The organism is Brevundimonas aurantiaca (assembly GCF_904830995.1).
GTDB lineage: Bacteria > Pseudomonadota > Alphaproteobacteria > Caulobacterales > Caulobacteraceae > Brevundimonas > Brevundimonas aurantiaca.
The window spans coordinates 374011-389433 of sequence record NZ_CAJGVD010000001.1; the positions used below are offsets into that span (position 1 = coordinate 374011).

Consider the following 15423-nt stretch of genomic DNA (forward strand, 5'->3'; position numbering starts at 1 on the left):
TTCCGGTTGGCGTCCTTTTTGCGATAAAATGCCTGGAACGGATCGAATTAGGACGATCCGACAGGATGGACCGTCGATGATCGGCGCCTTGCTCTATTACCTGCACCGGCATGTCCGCCTGGTGCTCATTGTCGCCGGCCTTGGGCTCATGTTCGGCGTCGGCGTGATCGGCTATGAGGTCGTTCGCGGCCTGGCGGCGGCGTCGGCCCACCCGGCGCAAACCGGGCGGGCCTGAGCCGTCAGTCGATCTTCAGCCGCATGAAGACCATGCCGCCGTCCGGATCGCCGCCGTAGATCGGCTCCAGCGCGTCCGGCACGCGGTTCATCGCATAGAGGGCGCCGAGGCCGAAGCGGACGCGCGGGGCGATCCGCCAGTCGCGGACGGCGCCCACAGACGCCTTGCCCACCGTGTAGAGCGGGCCGTGGCCGCCGTGATCGCCGGGGACCAGTTCGTCGGTCTCGATCCGTTCGGCCCGGGCGAAGACGGTCCAGCGGTCGTTCGGATGGAGGGCGGATTCCAGCAGCCAGCCGTCCTTGGATTCATCGTGACTGTTGGTCTTGCGGCCCCAGGCCAGGGTCGAGGACCACCAGCCGGTCTCGCCCAGGCGGCGGGTGTGGAGGACGCTGGCCGACCATTTGGTCTCGTCCTCGTCAGGCTCGAGCTGTTCCGGGGCCGAGACATCGGCGTAGGAGGCCTGGAGGGCCCAGTCGGACGACGGGTTCCAGGAGGCTCGCACCGACCAGCTGTCCAGTTTCGGCTCATCTATGCCCCAGCGTTCCTCGTCCGGCTCGCGCCCCTTGAAGGCCGAGGTCTCGATCTTGAACCGGTCGTGGGCCCAGCCCAGGGTCGTCACGCCGAAGACGATATGGGTCGAGTCCAGCCAGTGGTGGGTGATGGGCGCCTCGGGACTGTCCATGGCGCTCATCCGGTGCATGAAGGCGGGCGGGCCGAAGGCGGGCTCGCCGGGCAGGCCGATGTAGCCGTAGAGGCTGTCCTTTTCGGACAGGCGTTTCGAATAGCTGGCCGACAGCTCCATAAAGAAGTCGTGCGGATGCTGGCGGTCCACCAGGGGATCGACGCCGTTCGCCGTTTCGCCGGCGGCCAGCAGCAGGGGATAGCCGGACTTGCCCATCAGGGGGTCGGGGCTGAGCATGGCGCGCAGGTTCAGGGTCGAACCGTCGTCGAGGTCACGGCGAGCCGTCGTCATCAACATGCCCGAGACGAAGGTCTTGTCGCCGCCGCGGGGGCCGGACTGGGTGTCGTAGGTCAGGTTCAGCAGGGCGTGGGTCATCACCGTCCAGTCGCCCCGGACGGTGTGGATGCCGGCGTGTTCGCCGGAATCGGGTTGCCAGCTGGTGCCCGAGGCGTCGCGGTTCATGGGCCAGGGGCCGTAGGGGCTGGTCATGGCGTGGGCCATGTCGGCCATGTCGTGGCCGGCGTGGGGATCGGCGGCCGGCTCCGCCTGGTGGTGAGAATGGTCCTGCGCCGTCGCCACCTGAGCGAGGGCGAGCAGGGAGACGCCGGCGAGGGCGCCGACGAGCGTATGGGGAGCCATGATGGCCTCCTTGAATGATCGGGACTGAGGGCGCCGCGAGAGCGCGTCGGTTCAGGCGATCAGGAGGCGGGGCGGGCCGGGCTCGGGCGAAGGCCGACGGCCTGACGGCAGGGCCGGCGAAACGGCGGTCAGGCAAAGCGGCGCCGCAGCCGTCTGAGGACGGGCGGCGGGCGGAATGGTCGGCGCCGCGACGCAGGCGACGCAGCAGGCCATGGCCTTCATGGCCTTATCGGGGGCCTTATCGGGGGCCTTGCCGGACGGGGCCGGGGTCGCATGGCCCATCTCATGGCAGGGCGTCTCGGCCATGGCCGGGCTGGCCGAGACGCCGAGGGCGCCCAGGGTCAGCACCGCCAGGGCGCCGATCAGCAGCAGAAGGGACGAGACGATCTTCACGCCGCTGAGGATAGGCGTAGCAACCCGGCGTCGCAATGGATCGCCTGCGTCCTTCACCGCGCGGGTTTCTTGTCGACCAGGGGCAGGCCCGGCGCATCCGGCGGAGTCTGTCTCCCCTGACCCAGCTCGCGCTGCATGAAGACCACGTCGCGCCAGTCGTCATGTTTCCAACCGGCCGCCTTGAACACGCCGGCGTCGGCGAAGCCCCGCGCGCGGTGCAGGGCGATGGAGCCCTGGTTTGCGGAGTCGCCGATCACGGCGACCATCTGGCGCAGGCCCAAGGCCTCGCAATGGTTGATCAGCTGGTCCAGCAGGGCTCCGGCGACGCCGCGGCCGCGGGCCTCGGGAGCGACATAGATCGAGTCCTCGACGGTGTAGCGATAGGCCTGGCGGGTGCGGAACGGGCCGGCGTAGGCGTAGCCGACCACGGCGCCGTCGATCTCGGCGACCAGCCGGGGCAGGCCCAGGGCCTGGACGGCGGCGAACCGGGCGGCCATCTCGATCTCGTCCGGCGGCTCCAGCTCGAAGGTGCCGCGTCCGTTGGCGACGCTTTCGGCATAGATGGCGGTGACGGCCGCCATGTCGTCAGCGGTCGCCTCGCGGATCAGAACGTCGGCGCCCGCCATCAGCCCAGCAGCCGCGCGGCCTGGGGGGCGAAATAGGTCAGGACGCCCGCGCAGCCGGCGCGCTTGAACCCGTGCAGGGTCTCAAGGATGGCCCGGTCCTGGTCCAGCCAGCCGTTGGCGATCGAGGCCTGGATCATCGCGTACTCGCCCGAGACCTGATAGGCGAAGGTCGGGACGCGGAAGGTTTCGGACACACGCCGGACGATGTCGAGATAGGGCATGCCCGGCTTGACCATGACCGCGTCGGCGCCTTCCGACAGGTCCATGGCGACCTCCTTCAGGGCCTCGTCGGAGTTGGCGTAGTCCATCTGATAGGTCTTCTTGTCGCCCTTCAGCGCCCTCGAGGAGCCGACGGCGTCGCGGTAAGGGCCGTAGAAGGCCGAGGCGTATTTGGCCGCATAGGAGAGGATCAGGGTGTCCTGGAAGCCGTTGGCCTCCAGGGCCTCGCGCACCGCCTGGATGCGGCCGTCCATCATGTCCGAGGGGGCCACGACGTCGGCGCCGGCGTGGGCGTGGATGAAGGCCTGTTCGGCCAGGCGATCCAGGCTGGCGTCATTGACGATCCGCTCGCCCTCCAGAACCCCGTCGTGGCCGTGGTCGGTGTAGCAGTCCAGCGCCACGTCGGTCATGATTCCGATCTCGGGCGCGGCGTCCTTGATGGCCTTGATACAGTCGGGGATCAGGCCGTCGGGATCGGTGGCGCCTGTGCCGACCGAGTCCTTGATCGCCCCATCGACGTTCGGGAAGAGGGCCAGCATCGGAATGCCGAGGTCGCGCGCCTCGACCGCCGCCTTTGCGGCTTCCTTGGGCGACAGGCGGAAGACGCCGGGCATGGAGGCGACGGGGACGCGGTCCTCGGCGCCGTCGTGGACGATCAAAGGCCAGATCAGGTCGGCCGGGGTCAGGACGGTCTCGGCGACCATGCGGCGCACCCAGGGGCTGGCGCGCAGACGCCGGGGACGGGCGAGCGGGAAGGGGGCAGGCTGGTAGGGGAGCATGGCGAGACCTTGGAAATCTGTCGCCGGACTAGCGCCGCCGGGGCCGGGGCGCAAATCGCGTGAGGATTCGGATCGTTTCAAGCGGGATAGCGGCTTGCGCCGGGCGACGAAATGCGAGCCTATCGCGACGAACTGAGGGAGACGAGATGATGAGACGATGGGCGGCGGGCGCGGCGGTTCTGGCCCTGGCGGCGGGACTGTCGGGATGTATCATCATCGCCTCCGACGGCGGCGACCGGACGGTGGTCGTGGACAGCGCGTCCTCGTCCGCCCCCGCCCATGTCTCCCTCTATGCCGACGCCGTCGCCGATCCGAAACGCCCGGCCGAGGAGGTGGCGCGCGATCCGCTGCGTCATCCGGCCGAAATCCTGGCCTTCGCCCAGGTCGCGCCCGGCGACAAGGTGGCCGACATCCGCCCCGGCGCCGGCTATTTCACCCGTCTGTTCTCGGACGTGGTCGGGCCGACGGGCCGCGTCTACGCCTTCGTGCCCGAACGGACCATGGCGCGGGAAAACCCCCAGGCCGACGCCCTGGCCGCCGCCTATCCCAATGTGACGCGGGTCAACGGCCTGCTGGACTCCATGACCTATGACCAGCCCCTGGACCTGGTCTTCATGAGCCAGGAGTACCACGACTTCCACATTCCCGGCTTCAATACCGATGTGGCCAGGATGAACGCCGCAGTGTTCGCCGCCCTGAAGCCCGGCGGCCGCTATGTGCTGATCGACCACCAGGCGGCGCCGGGGACGGGGATTTCGGCGGTCCAGACCCTGCACCGGATCGAGGGCGATTATCTGAGGCGCGAGGTCGAGGCCGCCGGCTTCGTCTTCGAGGGCGAGAGCCGGGCGGTCGCCAATCCCGACGACGACCACAGTCTGAACGTCTTCGACGCGGCTATTCGCGGCAAGACCGACCAGTTCGTCTATCGCTTCAGAAAGCCGGACTGAGCCTCAGCGCCGGCGCGGGGCCAAGATGTCGGACAGGCGGTCCGGGGTTCCTTCGATCCGCTCCAAACGCGGATAGCGCAGGCCGTCGTGATAGTCGAAGGCGACGGTGCGGAACCGGTCGCCGGACTTGATCAGCAGCTCCAGGGGGGCGTCCGTCCCCTTGGCGGCCGTGACGGCGTCGCGCAGAACCTCGGCCGAGCCGGCCTTGCCGTTGACGGCGACAAGCGACCAGCCGGCGCCGATCCCCTGTTCGAAGGCGGGACCGCCCCAGCGGATATTGGTCAGCTTGTCGCCGGCCAGGGTAAAGCCCAGCGAATACTGGAAATCATTGGCCCAGCCGCCGTTCACCGCCTTTTCATCGGCATTGGGCGTGTCGGTATAGGTCAGACGCCAGCCGCCCCGCTCGATCCCCGCCAGGGGGGCGTGGGCGTCGGGGCCGACGGCGTCTAGCCGATCCCGCAGGAAGCCGGCCCAGTCGTGCGGATGGACGGCGTTCAGGGCGGCCAACACCTGATCGAAGGTGTAGCCCTGGGGCGCCCAGGAGCCGTCGCTGTGGCCCAAGAAGGCCCGGGCGAAGTCGTCGAGCGACTTGCGGCCGTTCGTCTCGGCCCGGATCAGGGTGTCGGCGTCCAGCCAGACCAGCAGGCTTTCACGATAGTAGTCGCCGGTGCCCCGCATCCAGGAGGGGTATTGGCCGGGCACGCGGTAGCCCAGGAGATTATGGTTGTTGGTGTCCTGAAGGGCGCGCCACTGACGGCCGGGCTGGTTGTCATAGAAGGCGGCGATCGAGGCCAGGGTCGCCAGGGCCACCCCCTTGGAATGCAGGCCCGAGCGGGCGGCCAGGACATCGCCCCAGTATTCCGTCTGGCCCTCATAGACCCACAGCAGGGTGTTCTGGGTCGGGACGTTGTGGTTGGCGGTCAGCTCATCCGCCGGGCGCATGAACTTGCCGTTCCAGGAGTGGGTGTATTCGTGGGGCAGAAGGGCGCGATCGCCGGCGCTCTTGGCCCAGTCGGTGAAGAAGCCGGGGGCGCCGGTGTTCTCGGAGGAGCGATGATGCTCCAGGCCGATGCCGCCCATCTGGTCGGTCAGGGCGAACAGGAACTCGTATTTGTCGAAGTGGCGGGCGCCGAACAGGCGGTCGGCCTGCTGGACCATGTTCTCGTAGAGCTTCAGCTGCTCTTCGGTGGCGGCGAGACCCTTGGCCTCGTCGGCGAGCAGGTTCAGATGAACCCTTGATTCAGACGGGGCGCCGCTGGGGTCGATGTCGATCCGGCGATAGTGGGCGCCGGCGAAGACCGGGCTGTCGATCAGGGTGTAGAGGTCGGTGGTCTCCAGCCGCGCCACATCGTCGTCGCGGCCTTCGGTCTTCAGGGCCGTGCCGTAGCTCCAGCCTGCGGGCAGGCGGATGGAGGGGGCGACCTGAATCTGGCGGCTGTAGTAGCCGGCCGGATAGAGGATGGCCTTCTCCCACTGCAGATTGACCATGGCGGGGGTCATCAGGACGCGCCAGTTGGAGCTGTCCGGCTGGGTCAGCTGTTCGAAGGCGACCTCGATCGCCGTCACGCCCGCCGGAACGTCCAGGTGGAAGGCGTAGGGGTCGAGGGTGTCGCGCAGCCATTCCAGCCTCTGACCATTCGCCGTGACGGTAAGGCCGGCCAGCAGCTGGATCGGGCCGGTGGCGGCGTGGTTGCCCGGCAGATATTTCGGATAGAGCAGGGTCAGGGGGCCGGGAGCGGCGACGGGTATGGTCTGGCTGACGCGGATGATTCGCCGGTCCAGGTCGGTGATGTCGGCCCGGTACTGGATGACGCCCGGATAGGGCCTGTCCGCAGGGGCGGGGATGGCCGGTTGGGGCCGGGGCAGGGCCAGGGCCGCGTCGCGCGCCTCGACCACCACCGGCGTCGACGGGAAATCCTGGGCCAGGGCCGGGGCGGCCGTCATCAGGGCGGCGAGGCAGGCGGCGGCGGTCAGGCGGGTAGGCGGCATCAGGTCATCCGAACGTGAGGGCAGGCCTGCACCGTCGGGGAGCGGGGAAGGGGCGTCAAGTCTAGGCGGCAGGGTGCGGCGTTTAGAGCCCCTCCGTCACGGCGCTAAGCGGCGCCGCGCCACCTCCCCACCCTGTGGGGAGGAGACGGAGGGGTTCTATCGGCGTCAGCGTCGGCGCGGCGTCAGTATGTCGCCCAGCCGGTCCGGGGTTCCGGGGATGCGTTCCAGGCGCGGGTAGCGAAGGCCGTCGTGATAGTCGAGGACGACGGTCCGGTACTGGTCGCCGTCCTTGACGATCAGGGTGATCGGCACGGCGGGGTCCTTGGCGGCGGTGACGGCCTCGGCCAGTCGGTCCGGCTTGGCGGCCTGGCCGTTGACGGCGACGATCTCCATGCCCGGCGCCAGGCCGGCCTGGAAGGACGGACTGCCCCACTGGACGCTGCGGATCGCATTGTTCTCGCCGGTCTGCAGGCCCAGGGAATAGGTGAAGTCGTTGCGCTTGAACTCGCCGTACAGGGTCTTCTGATAGGCGGTCGGGGTCTCGCCGTAGGTCAGCCGCCAGCCGCCGCGCTCCAGCCCGTCCAGGGGCGCGCGGGCGTCGGGACCGACGGCGTCCAGCCGCGCGCGCAGGAAGGCGGCCCAGTCGTTCTCGACCACCCCGTTCAGGGCCGCCACCACGTCTTCGAAGGTATAGGGCGCCGGTTCGAAACTGCCGTCCTGAACGCCGTAGAAGGCGCGGGCGAAGTCGTCGAGCGACTTGCGGCCGCCGGTCTTCTCGCGGATCGTCGTATCGACGTCCAGCCAGATCAGCTGGCCCTCGGAATAGTAGTCCTCGTCCCTCTGCCAGGACAGCCAGGCCTTGGGCCGGCGCTGGCTGATGATCGGGTCGTTGGTGGTGTCCTGAAGCGCGCGCCAGCCGCGCCCGACCCGGTAGTCGTAGGAGGCCGCCGTCATGGCCAGGGAGTCCATGGCCTGTTCCCTGGTCAGCAGGCCCGAACGGGCGGCGACGACCTGGCCGTAGTATTGAGTCTGGCCCTCATAGACCCACAGCAGGCTGTTCTGCATCGGGCTGTTGAAGTTGGGCACATACTGGTCCGCCGGGCGACGCCATTTGCCGTCCCAGGAGTGGTTCATCTCGTGGCTGAGCAGGTCGCGGTCGCCCAGGTGGGTGGCCCAGCCGGTGAAGAACTCCGGATCGACCGAGTTCTCGGAGGAGCGATGATGCTCAAGACCGATGCCGCCCAGCTTGTCGGTCATGGCGATCAGGAAGTCGTAGTGGTCGAAATGGCGAGCGCCGTAGAGGCGGTCCATCTGGGTCACGAGGTTGCGCAGGATCTGGACCTGCTCGTCGGTGGCTTCCAGGTTCTTGGCCTCGTCGGCGACGATGTTGGCGCGAACCGGAGAGCGGCCGCCGGGATCGAGATCGATCTGGCGATAGTGGAGGCCGGCGAAGACGGGACTGTCGATCAGGACTTCCAGATTGACCGGCTTGAAGGTCTGGAGGTCGCCCTCCTTGCTCTCAGGCTCCAGGGCCGTGCCGAACCGCCAGCCGGTGGGGAATTTGACCGTGGGCTGGACCATGATGTTCCGCGACCAGTGACCGGCGGGATAGAGCAGCATCTTCTCCCACTGGATGTTCAGCATCTCGGGCGTCATCGTCACCCGGCCCTGGGCGCCGCTGGTCGGCGACAGATGCTGCATGGCGATCTTCAGCTCGGTCGCCCCGGCTGGAACCGTGATGTGATAGGCGAAGGGGCTGAGGGTGTCGCGGACCCATTCGATCCGCCGGCCGTTCGCGGTGATCTCGATCCCCGCCAGCTGGGTGATCGGCCCGACCGGACCGTGGTTGCCCGGCAGCCATTCGGGGAAGAACAGGACCATGGGGCCGCTCTGGGCGACGGGAAGGGTCTCGGTGATCGAGAAGATGTGCTGGCCCAGGTTGGTCGCGTCGATCTCCAGACCGATCACCCCCGGATAGGCGACGTCGCGCGCCGCAGGGATGGGCGTCAGGGGCGCCGGCAGGGCGGGCGCCGCCGTCGACGCCTGTTGCGCCAGGGCGGCCGGTGCGGCGGAGGCCAGCAGGAGGGCGAGGCCGACGGCGCGGAGGCGGGTGCGGATCATGGACGCGGACTTTCGAACTCTGGAAAGGGAGAGGCGCGACAGTCCGCCGCACCGCGTGGATCGTCAAGCGGTCCGGCCGATCGGACTCCGAAAATCTCGTTCGCCCGGACCCCGGCGTCAGGCGCCGGGGGCGACGTCCAGCAGCTCCACCGAAAAGCGCAGGGTGGAGTCGGGCGGAAGCTGATCGCCGCCGACCCAGCGCGAGCCATAGGCCAGGGCCGGCGGAATGACGAACTCATAGGTCTCGCCGACCCGCATCAGGGCCACCCCTTCGGTCCAGCCCTTGATGACCCGGTTCAGCGGAAACTCGGCCGGTTCGTTGCGGGCGTAGGAGCTGTCGAACACGCGTCCGTCGATGAAGGTCCCGCGATAATGGACCTTGACCGTATCGGTCGCCGAAGGCTGGGCGCCCTCGGGATGGGCCTTGCCCACGCGGCGGTATTGCAGGCCGCTGGCGGTGGTGGTCCAGCCGCGCCGGGCGCCGTTCCACGCCAGATAGGCCTGGTTTCCGGCGTCCCAGGCCTGCTGCGGCGTCTGGCCGGCCTGGCCCTCGACCTGGGCTGCGGCGCGGGCGGCCGCCGAAGCCGTTTCGGCGTAGGAGACCGGCGTCCCGCGCGTCGCACAGGCGGAGACGGCGAGGGCGGCGAGGAGGATCGGGAGGGTGCGAGTCATAAGGCGACGCTATCAGGCCGAACGGGCCGCCGCCAACCGTCTTTGCGCGAAGGCGACATGCGCGGAAGGAGCGGGAAATTGAGCCGGCGGGGTTCCAATCGGGACTTAAGGCGTTAGACCCGCGACCATGTCCATAGACAACTCTCTCGCCGAAGCAGTGGCGGCCGGTCGCCAGGCCGTGGCCGTCGACGCCGTCATGATCGCCAAGCTGACCGACATGGCCGGCGACTTCGCCATCAATCTGATCATCGCGGCCCTGATCTTCGCCGCGACCCTGTTCGCGGCCAAATGGGCGGCGGGGCTGGCGCGAAGGGCGCTGTCGCGGATCGGCGCCTTCCGCCACGACCAGACGGTCCTCAGCTTCGCCGTTCAGGTGGTTCGGGTGGTGGTGATCATCATCGGGATGATCGCCGTGCTGCAAAGGCTGGGCGTGCAGACCACCTCCATCATCGCGGTCCTGGGGGCGGCGTCCCTGGCCGTGGGCCTGGCGCTTCAGGGGACGCTGTCCAATGTGGCTTCGGGCATCATGCTTCTGATCCTGCGGCCCTACCGCGTCGGGGACGTGGTGGACGTCGGCGGCATGGCCGGGACGGTGCAGCGGCTGGACCTGTTCACGACCCAGCTGTCGAACGCCAACAACCACAAGATCGTCATTCCGAACTCCAAGGTCCTGAGCGACCCCCTGACCAATCTGACCGGTCAGCAGACCCGGCGGATCGAGATCAACTTCACCGTCGGCTACGGCGAGGATCTGAACAAGGCGCGCTGCGTCCTGGCCGACATGGCCGCAGCCCATGAGAAGGTTCTGCACGACCCCCATCCCTGGACCGGGGTGACCGGCCTGTTGGACAGCGCGGTCCAGATCACCCTGCACGCCTGGGTCAAGGTCGAGGACTGGTGGCAGACTCAGGCCGATCTGATGCAGGGCGGCAAGGAGGCGCTGGACGCCGCCGAGATCGAGATTCCCTTCCCGCACCAGGTCGCCGTGCCCTATGGCGACGAGGACGTCATGCCCGTCGTCCGTGTGCGGACGGTGGAGGCGGACAAGGTCGAAGAGACGAGTACGAAGACCCGCTGATGCGTTACGATTTCGGATCCGACAACACCGCCGGAATGGCGCCCAGCGCGCTGGAGGGCCTGATCCAGGCCAACGCGGGCTTTGTTCCCTCCTACGGCGCCGATGCGATCACGGCGCGGGCCGCCGACCAGATTCGACAGAGGCTGGACGCCGACGCCGACGTCCGTTTCGTCTTCAGCGGCACGGCGGCCAACGCCATCGCCCTGTCGATGCTGACCTATCCATTCGAGGCGGTGCTGGCGCACAACGCCGCCCATGTCTGCACCGATGAGACGGGGGCGCCGGGCTTCTTCGGCCAGGGGGTGGGGCTGATCGGCCTGCCGGGCTTCTCCGGGCGGATCGATCCCCTGGCGCTGAAGGCGCAGCTGACCGAGCCCGAGGTCGGCCATCGCCAGCCGCCGGCCGCCCTGTCCCTGACCCAGGCCACGGAATACGGCGCCGTCTATACGGAAGAAGAGCTGCGCCATCTGATCGAGCCGGTGAAGGCGCGCGGCTATGGGGTGCATATGGACGGGGCGCGGCTGGCCAATGCGGCTGCGGCCGGGTTCGACCTGAAGGACATTGCGCGCCTGGGCGTGGACATATTGGTGTTCGGCGGCGCCAAGGCGGGCGCGTCTTGCGTCGAGGCCCTGGTCCTGTTCGACAAGAGCCTGGCGCGGCGGCTGGACAATCGGCTGAAACAGGCCGGACAGACGGCGTCCAAGGCCCGGACGCTGGCCGGACCCATGCTGGGGCTGCTGGAAAGCGGCGACTGGGAGGCGGGCGGCGCCCACGCCAATCTGATGGCCCAGCGTCTGGCGGCCGGGATTGCGACGCGCTCGCCCTTCGTCCTGGCCCATCCGGTCGAATCCAATACGGTTTTCGTCCGTATGCCGGCCGAGGCGCACCAGAGGCTGAAGGCCCTGGGCTGGGCCTGTTATCAGTTCGACGACGGATCAGTCCGGTTCGTCTGTTCCTGGGCGACCCAGGAAGAGGCGGTGGACGAGCTGATCGCCGCCATCGCCGGCCTGAACTGAGCCGTCCGGCGCCGGGCGGCCTTTTCCCGGCCGTCTTGACTGTCCATATGCGAACCATGGCGATGCGCGGAGAGCGCTCCGGCGGCCGGCGCGACCCGATGGTCAAGGCGCAGCAGGCGGGGAGCATGCAGGACAGGACGGAAGGCCCACCGACGCTGAAGGCGCTGGCGGATCTGGTGCGGCTGGTCGGGCGATCGGGCGCGCCGCAGCTGCGCGTGCGGCTGGGGGCGGCGATCGCCCTGACCCTGGCGGGCAAGGGTTTGGGCGTGCTGGCGCCCCTGGTCCTGGGCGCGGCGGTCAATCGGCTGGCGGCCGGACAGGGAACGGCCGTCGCCATGGGCTGGGGCTTCGCCGCCTTTGCGGTCGGCTGGGCCCTGGTGCGGTTTCTGTCAGCGGCGGCGCCCCAGGCCTCAGACGTCGTCTTCGCCCCGGTCCGGGCGGCGGCCCAGAGGCGGACAGCCGCCGAAGGCTTCGCCCACGCCCTGAGCCTGTCGCTGTATTTCCACCAGACCAAACGCTCCGGCGCCCTGTCGCGGACCCTGGATCGCGGCTCGCGGGCCGTGGACTTCCTGCTGCGCATCCTGGCCTTCAACCTGGTCCCGACGGGGGTGGAGCTGGTGCTGGCGGCGGCGGTGCTGGGCGGCAAGTACGACTGGCGGTTCGCCGCTGTGGCGATCGCGGTGGTGGTCGTCTACGCTTCGGCCACCTTCGCCCTGTCGAACTGGCGGCTGGAGCATCGACGGGTGATGAACGCCGCCGATTCGGAGGCCGCCGGGGTCTCGGTCGACGCCCTGCTCAACTATGAGACGGTCAAGTCGTTCGGCGCCGAGGCGCGGGCCGCCGTGACCTATGACCGGGCCCTGGGCGACTATGCGGCGGCGGCCTTGAAGGCCAACACTTCCCTGGCCCTGCTGAACGGGATTCAGGCCCTGATCATGAACCTGGGTCTCGGCGTCATGGCGGTCATGGCCGGGTTCGAGGCTGCGGCTGGGCGGATGGGGCCGGGCGACGTGACGGCGGCGGTGCTGATCATGGTCTCCCTGTACGCCCCGCTGAACATCCTCGGCTTCGCCTATCGCGAGATCCGCCAATCCTTCATCGACATGGAGGAGATGCTGAAGGTGACGCGCCAGACGCCCCAGGTGGCCGATGCGCTCCACGCCCAGCCTCTGCCGCGCCCGACCGAAGCGCGCGGCGCCGAAGTCGCGTTCCAGCACGTCGGCTTCCGCCACGACGCCCGCGCCAATGGGCTGGAGGACGTCAGCTTCGTGGCGGCGCCCGGAACCACCACCGCCCTGGTCGGGCCCTCGGGGGCGGGCAAGTCGACCATCGTCAAACTGGCCCTGCGCCTGATCGACCCGCAGGAGGGCCGGGTTCTGATCGACGGCCGCGACGTGCGCGACGTGACCCAGGCGTCCTTGCGGGCCGCCGTGGCCCTGGTGCCGCAGGACGTGGCCCTGTTCAACGACACCTTGGCGGCCAATATCGCCTTCGCCCGGCCCGAGGCGGACGAGGCCCAGGTCTGGGCGGCGGCCGAGGCGGCGGAACTGGCCGACTTCATCTGCGGATTACCGGACGGGATGCAGACACGGGTCGGCGAACGGGGGCTGAAACTGTCGGGCGGCGAACGGCAGAGGGTGGGCATCGCCCGCGCCCTGCTGGCCGATCCCTGCATCCTGATCCTGGACGAGGCCACCAGCGCCCTGGACAGTCGCACCGAGGCGGCGATCCAGAAGACGCTGCGGCGGGTCAGCGCCGGACGCACCACCCTGGTGGTCGCCCACCGGCTGTCCACCGTGGCCGACGCCGACCAGATCCTGGTGCTGAAGGCGGGGCGGATCGTCGAGCGCGGCGCCCATCACGAACTGGTGGCGCGCCAGGGCGGGGAGTACGCCGCCCTGTGGCGCAAACAGACGCGGGCGGGCCGGACGGTTCAGGCGGTCGGTTGAGCTGCCTGATGAGCCGTCTGGGACTGGACGGGCAGTTTGCGCTTAAGAACCTCGGCCAGGTTTTCGACGATGGCGGCGCGGGGCGCCGCAGCGTCGGTCGGCAGGCTGAGCAGCAGCTTCATGGCCTGGGCGTGGACGGTGGCGATGCGCCAGTCGAAACCACCCTGGCGCGGAGCGGCGTCCAGAAGGTCGCACAGTCCCTTGGCGGCCGTGCACAGATCATCCATCGCAAAGGGGCTGGCCGCGTCGATGATCTGATTGGACGCTGAATAGGCCAGGTCCAGCCGCAGGGCCTCGATCGTGCCGGGCGCAGGCTCGGCCAGGAGGACGGCGATGTTGTCGGCGATGATGGCGCAGGCCTGGTCCCTCAGCCCGCCCAGATTGGCCTGGGCCTGAGCCAGGGCGACGCCGACGCTGACCCCGCCGGGGCGATCCACCATCTCCGCCAGGCGCGAGCGGCGTTGGACGTGGGTGATGACGGTCATGCGAACTCCACCATATTGTCGCGGAGCCTGTCGGCGCGCCGCTCCTCGCCCTCATAGAGTTCGGGGCGGACGAAGCGACGGTCCGGGCCCAGATAGTCCCCGACCTCAAGGAAGGGGCGCGCGTCGCGGGCGACCCAAAGGATGCGCTCCAGCAGCATGGCGGCGCTGAAGGGTTTGGTGACGACGAAGTTGGCGCCGCAGTCTCGCGCCTCGGCCACTCGACCCCGTCGGATGTGGCTGGCCGTCATGATGACGGGGGTGAAGGCGTTGGGGTTGGGGCCGGACCGGCGCAGCCAGCGCACCAGTTCGAATCCGTCCATGTCGGGCATGTCGGTGTCGATCAGCAAGAGGTCGATCGGCTTTTCCGCCAGGAGGCTCTGGGCCTGGACGCCGCTGCCGACCGTATAGGCCGGACGCACGCCGAAGCCGGACAGGACGCCCGTGGTCAGGGTCAGGGAGAAGGGCGAATCATCGACCACCATGACGACGGCGCCGCTCAGATTGAAGACGGCGCTGTCCCTGAGCGTATCCGACTGTGTCGGCATGTCCGATCTTTCCAATCCCCCGGGTCCTATAGGCTAGAACCTGGAGGTGGATGCGCGGTTAACGGCGTTCGATCAGAGGGCGCCGATGGCGTAGAACCGCTCGGCGCGGCGGGTCTTGATCTGTTTGGGCGACAGACCCTGGAAGGACTGAAGCTCCTCGGCCAGGACGTCGCCGACCCGGGCCAGGGCGCCGTCGCGGTCCGCGTGGGCGCCGCCGGTCGGCTCCTCGATCAGACGATCCACGATCTTCAGCGCCACAAGATCCGGGCCGGTGATCTTCATGGCCATGGCGGCGTCGCGGGCGCGGGCGCCGTCGCGCCACAGGATGCCGGCCGCCCCCTCGGGCGAGATGACCGAATAGATCGAATGCTCCAGCATCAGGACGCGGCTGGCGGCGGCGATGGCGATGGCGCCGCCGGATCCGCCTTCCCCGGTGATGGTGGCGATGGAGGGGACGCCCAGGGTCAGGCAGCGTTCGGTCGAGCGGGCGATGGCCTCCGCCTGACCGCGCTCTTCGGCGCCCAGACCCGGATAGGCGCCGGCCGTGTCGATGAAGCTGAGGACCGGCAGGCCGAACTGTTCGGCCATGTCCATCAGGCGCACGGCCTTGCGATAACCCTCGGGCCGGGCCATGCCGAAGTTGTGGGTCAGGCGAGTCTCGGTGTCGTGGCCCTTCTCATGGCCCATGACGACGACCGGACGGCCCCGGAATCGCGCCAGCCCGCCCAGAATGGCCTGATCGTCGCCGAACTGGCGATCGCCGTGCAGTTCGGTCCAGTCGGTGAACAGGCCCTGGACATAGTCGATGAAGTGGGGGCGTTGCGGATGCCGCGCCACCTGGGTCTTCATCCAGGGGTCAAGGCCGGCGTAGGTCTTCTTGCGCAGCTGTTCAGCCTTCCTGCGCAGGCCGGCGATCTCGTTGTCGAAGCCCCCGGAGGTCTCGGACAGGGCCGACAGCTCTTCGATCTTGGCTTCCAGATCGGCGATCGGCTTTTCGAAATCGAGATAGTGCGTGGCCATAAAGGCGTCCGAAAACGGCGGGCGAGGC

General features: G+C 68.8%; 15 protein-coding genes. 5 read left to right on the top strand and 10 right to left on the bottom strand.

Annotation, left to right across the window (positions count from 1 at the left end; translation table 11 throughout):
- Positions 1-76 precede the first annotated feature (76 nt).
- Positions 77-235, top strand: coding sequence for a hypothetical protein (locus tag JMT67_RS01940; RefSeq protein ID WP_183215693.1), 159 nt, complete (start codon positions 77-79; stop codon positions 233-235).
- Between the two features lie 4 nt (positions 236-239).
- Here JMT67_RS01940 and JMT67_RS01945 read toward each other — a convergent pair whose 3' ends face one another.
- Genes JMT67_RS01945 through hemB form a run of 4 tightly spaced genes read right to left on the bottom strand, consistent with a single transcriptional unit; the run spans position 240 to position 3573 of the window.
- Positions 240-1556, bottom strand: coding sequence for a hypothetical protein (locus JMT67_RS01945; RefSeq protein ID WP_201462543.1), 1317 nt, complete (start codon positions 1554-1556; stop codon positions 240-242).
- 51 nt (positions 1557-1607) lie between these two features.
- Positions 1608-2006 carry a hypothetical protein gene (locus JMT67_RS01950; RefSeq protein ID WP_233455757.1) on the bottom strand — a complete coding sequence of 133 codons (399 nt, stop codon included), beginning with the start codon at positions 2004-2006 and terminating at the stop codon, positions 1608-1610.
- Positions 2003-2575 (bottom strand): GNAT family N-acetyltransferase, encoded by a 573-nt coding sequence (locus JMT67_RS01955; RefSeq protein WP_201462544.1) that lies wholly within the window; start codon positions 2573-2575, stop codon positions 2003-2005. The genes JMT67_RS01950 and JMT67_RS01955 overlap by 4 nt, the downstream gene beginning before the upstream one ends.
- Entirely contained in the window at positions 2575-3573 is a 999-nt protein-coding gene (hemB, locus tag JMT67_RS01960) for a porphobilinogen synthase (RefSeq protein ID WP_182714824.1), read from the bottom strand. Before hemB ends, JMT67_RS01955 begins: the two co-directional genes overlap by 1 nt.
- Positions 3574-3719: 146 nt before the next feature.
- On the opposite strand from hemB, the gene JMT67_RS01965 reads away from it, so the two are divergent.
- The gene (locus JMT67_RS01965) at positions 3720-4520 is read left to right on the top strand and encodes a class I SAM-dependent methyltransferase (RefSeq protein ID WP_201462545.1); all 801 of its coding nucleotides are present in this window, start codon (positions 3720-3722) and stop codon (positions 4518-4520) included.
- A 3-nt stretch (positions 4521-4523) separates the two neighbouring features.
- Here JMT67_RS01965 and JMT67_RS01970 read toward each other — a convergent pair whose 3' ends face one another.
- From JMT67_RS01970 to JMT67_RS01980, 3 genes are all read right to left on the bottom strand, one after another.
- Positions 4524-6509: a M61 family metallopeptidase gene (locus tag JMT67_RS01970; RefSeq protein WP_201462546.1), complete on the bottom strand. Its 1986-nt coding sequence runs from the start codon at positions 6507-6509 to the stop codon at positions 4524-4526.
- Positions 6510-6674: 165 nt separating this feature from the next.
- On the bottom strand, positions 6675-8630 hold the full coding sequence (locus JMT67_RS01975; protein ID WP_201462547.1) for a M61 family metallopeptidase: 1956 nt from the start codon (positions 8628-8630) through the stop codon (positions 6675-6677).
- A 117-nt stretch (positions 8631-8747) separates the two neighbouring features.
- Complete coding sequence (locus tag JMT67_RS01980) at positions 8748-9302, bottom strand: FKBP-type peptidyl-prolyl cis-trans isomerase (RefSeq protein WP_201462548.1); 555 nt, start codon at positions 9300-9302, stop codon at positions 8748-8750.
- Positions 9303-9429: 127 nt separating this feature from the next.
- On the opposite strand from JMT67_RS01980, the gene JMT67_RS01985 reads away from it, so the two are divergent.
- The 3 genes from JMT67_RS01985 to JMT67_RS01995 all read left to right on the top strand — a co-directional run bounded on the left by JMT67_RS01985 (position 9430) and on the right by JMT67_RS01995 (position 13345).
- Complete coding sequence (locus tag JMT67_RS01985; RefSeq protein WP_201462549.1) at positions 9430-10380, top strand: mechanosensitive ion channel family protein; 951 nt, start codon at positions 9430-9432, stop codon at positions 10378-10380.
- On the top strand, positions 10380-11396 hold the full coding sequence (locus JMT67_RS01990; protein WP_201462550.1) for a threonine aldolase family protein: 1017 nt from the start codon (positions 10380-10382) through the stop codon (positions 11394-11396). Before JMT67_RS01985 ends, JMT67_RS01990 begins: the two co-directional genes overlap by 1 nt.
- 62 nt (positions 11397-11458) lie before the next feature.
- Positions 11459-13345, top strand: coding sequence for an ABCB family ABC transporter ATP-binding protein/permease (locus tag JMT67_RS01995; RefSeq protein WP_201463945.1), 1887 nt, complete (start codon positions 11459-11461; stop codon positions 13343-13345).
- Here JMT67_RS01995 and JMT67_RS02000 read toward each other — a convergent pair.
- The 3 genes from JMT67_RS02000 to JMT67_RS02010 form a co-directional block, all read right to left on the bottom strand.
- The gene (locus JMT67_RS02000; protein ID WP_054765590.1) at positions 13330-13830 is read right to left on the bottom strand and encodes a hypothetical protein; all 501 of its coding nucleotides are present in this window, start codon (positions 13828-13830) and stop codon (positions 13330-13332) included. The two genes, JMT67_RS01995 and JMT67_RS02000, sit on opposite strands and share 16 nt — an antisense overlap.
- The gene (locus JMT67_RS02005; protein WP_152950134.1) at positions 13827-14375 is read right to left on the bottom strand and encodes a response regulator; all 549 of its coding nucleotides are present in this window, start codon (positions 14373-14375) and stop codon (positions 13827-13829) included. Before JMT67_RS02005 ends, JMT67_RS02000 begins: the two co-directional genes overlap by 4 nt.
- A gap of 72 nt (positions 14376-14447) precedes the next feature.
- On the bottom strand, positions 14448-15395 hold the full coding sequence (locus JMT67_RS02010) for an acetyl-CoA carboxylase carboxyltransferase subunit alpha (RefSeq protein ID WP_183215675.1): 948 nt from the start codon (positions 15393-15395) through the stop codon (positions 14448-14450).
- Between the last annotated feature and the right edge of the window lie 28 nt (positions 15396-15423).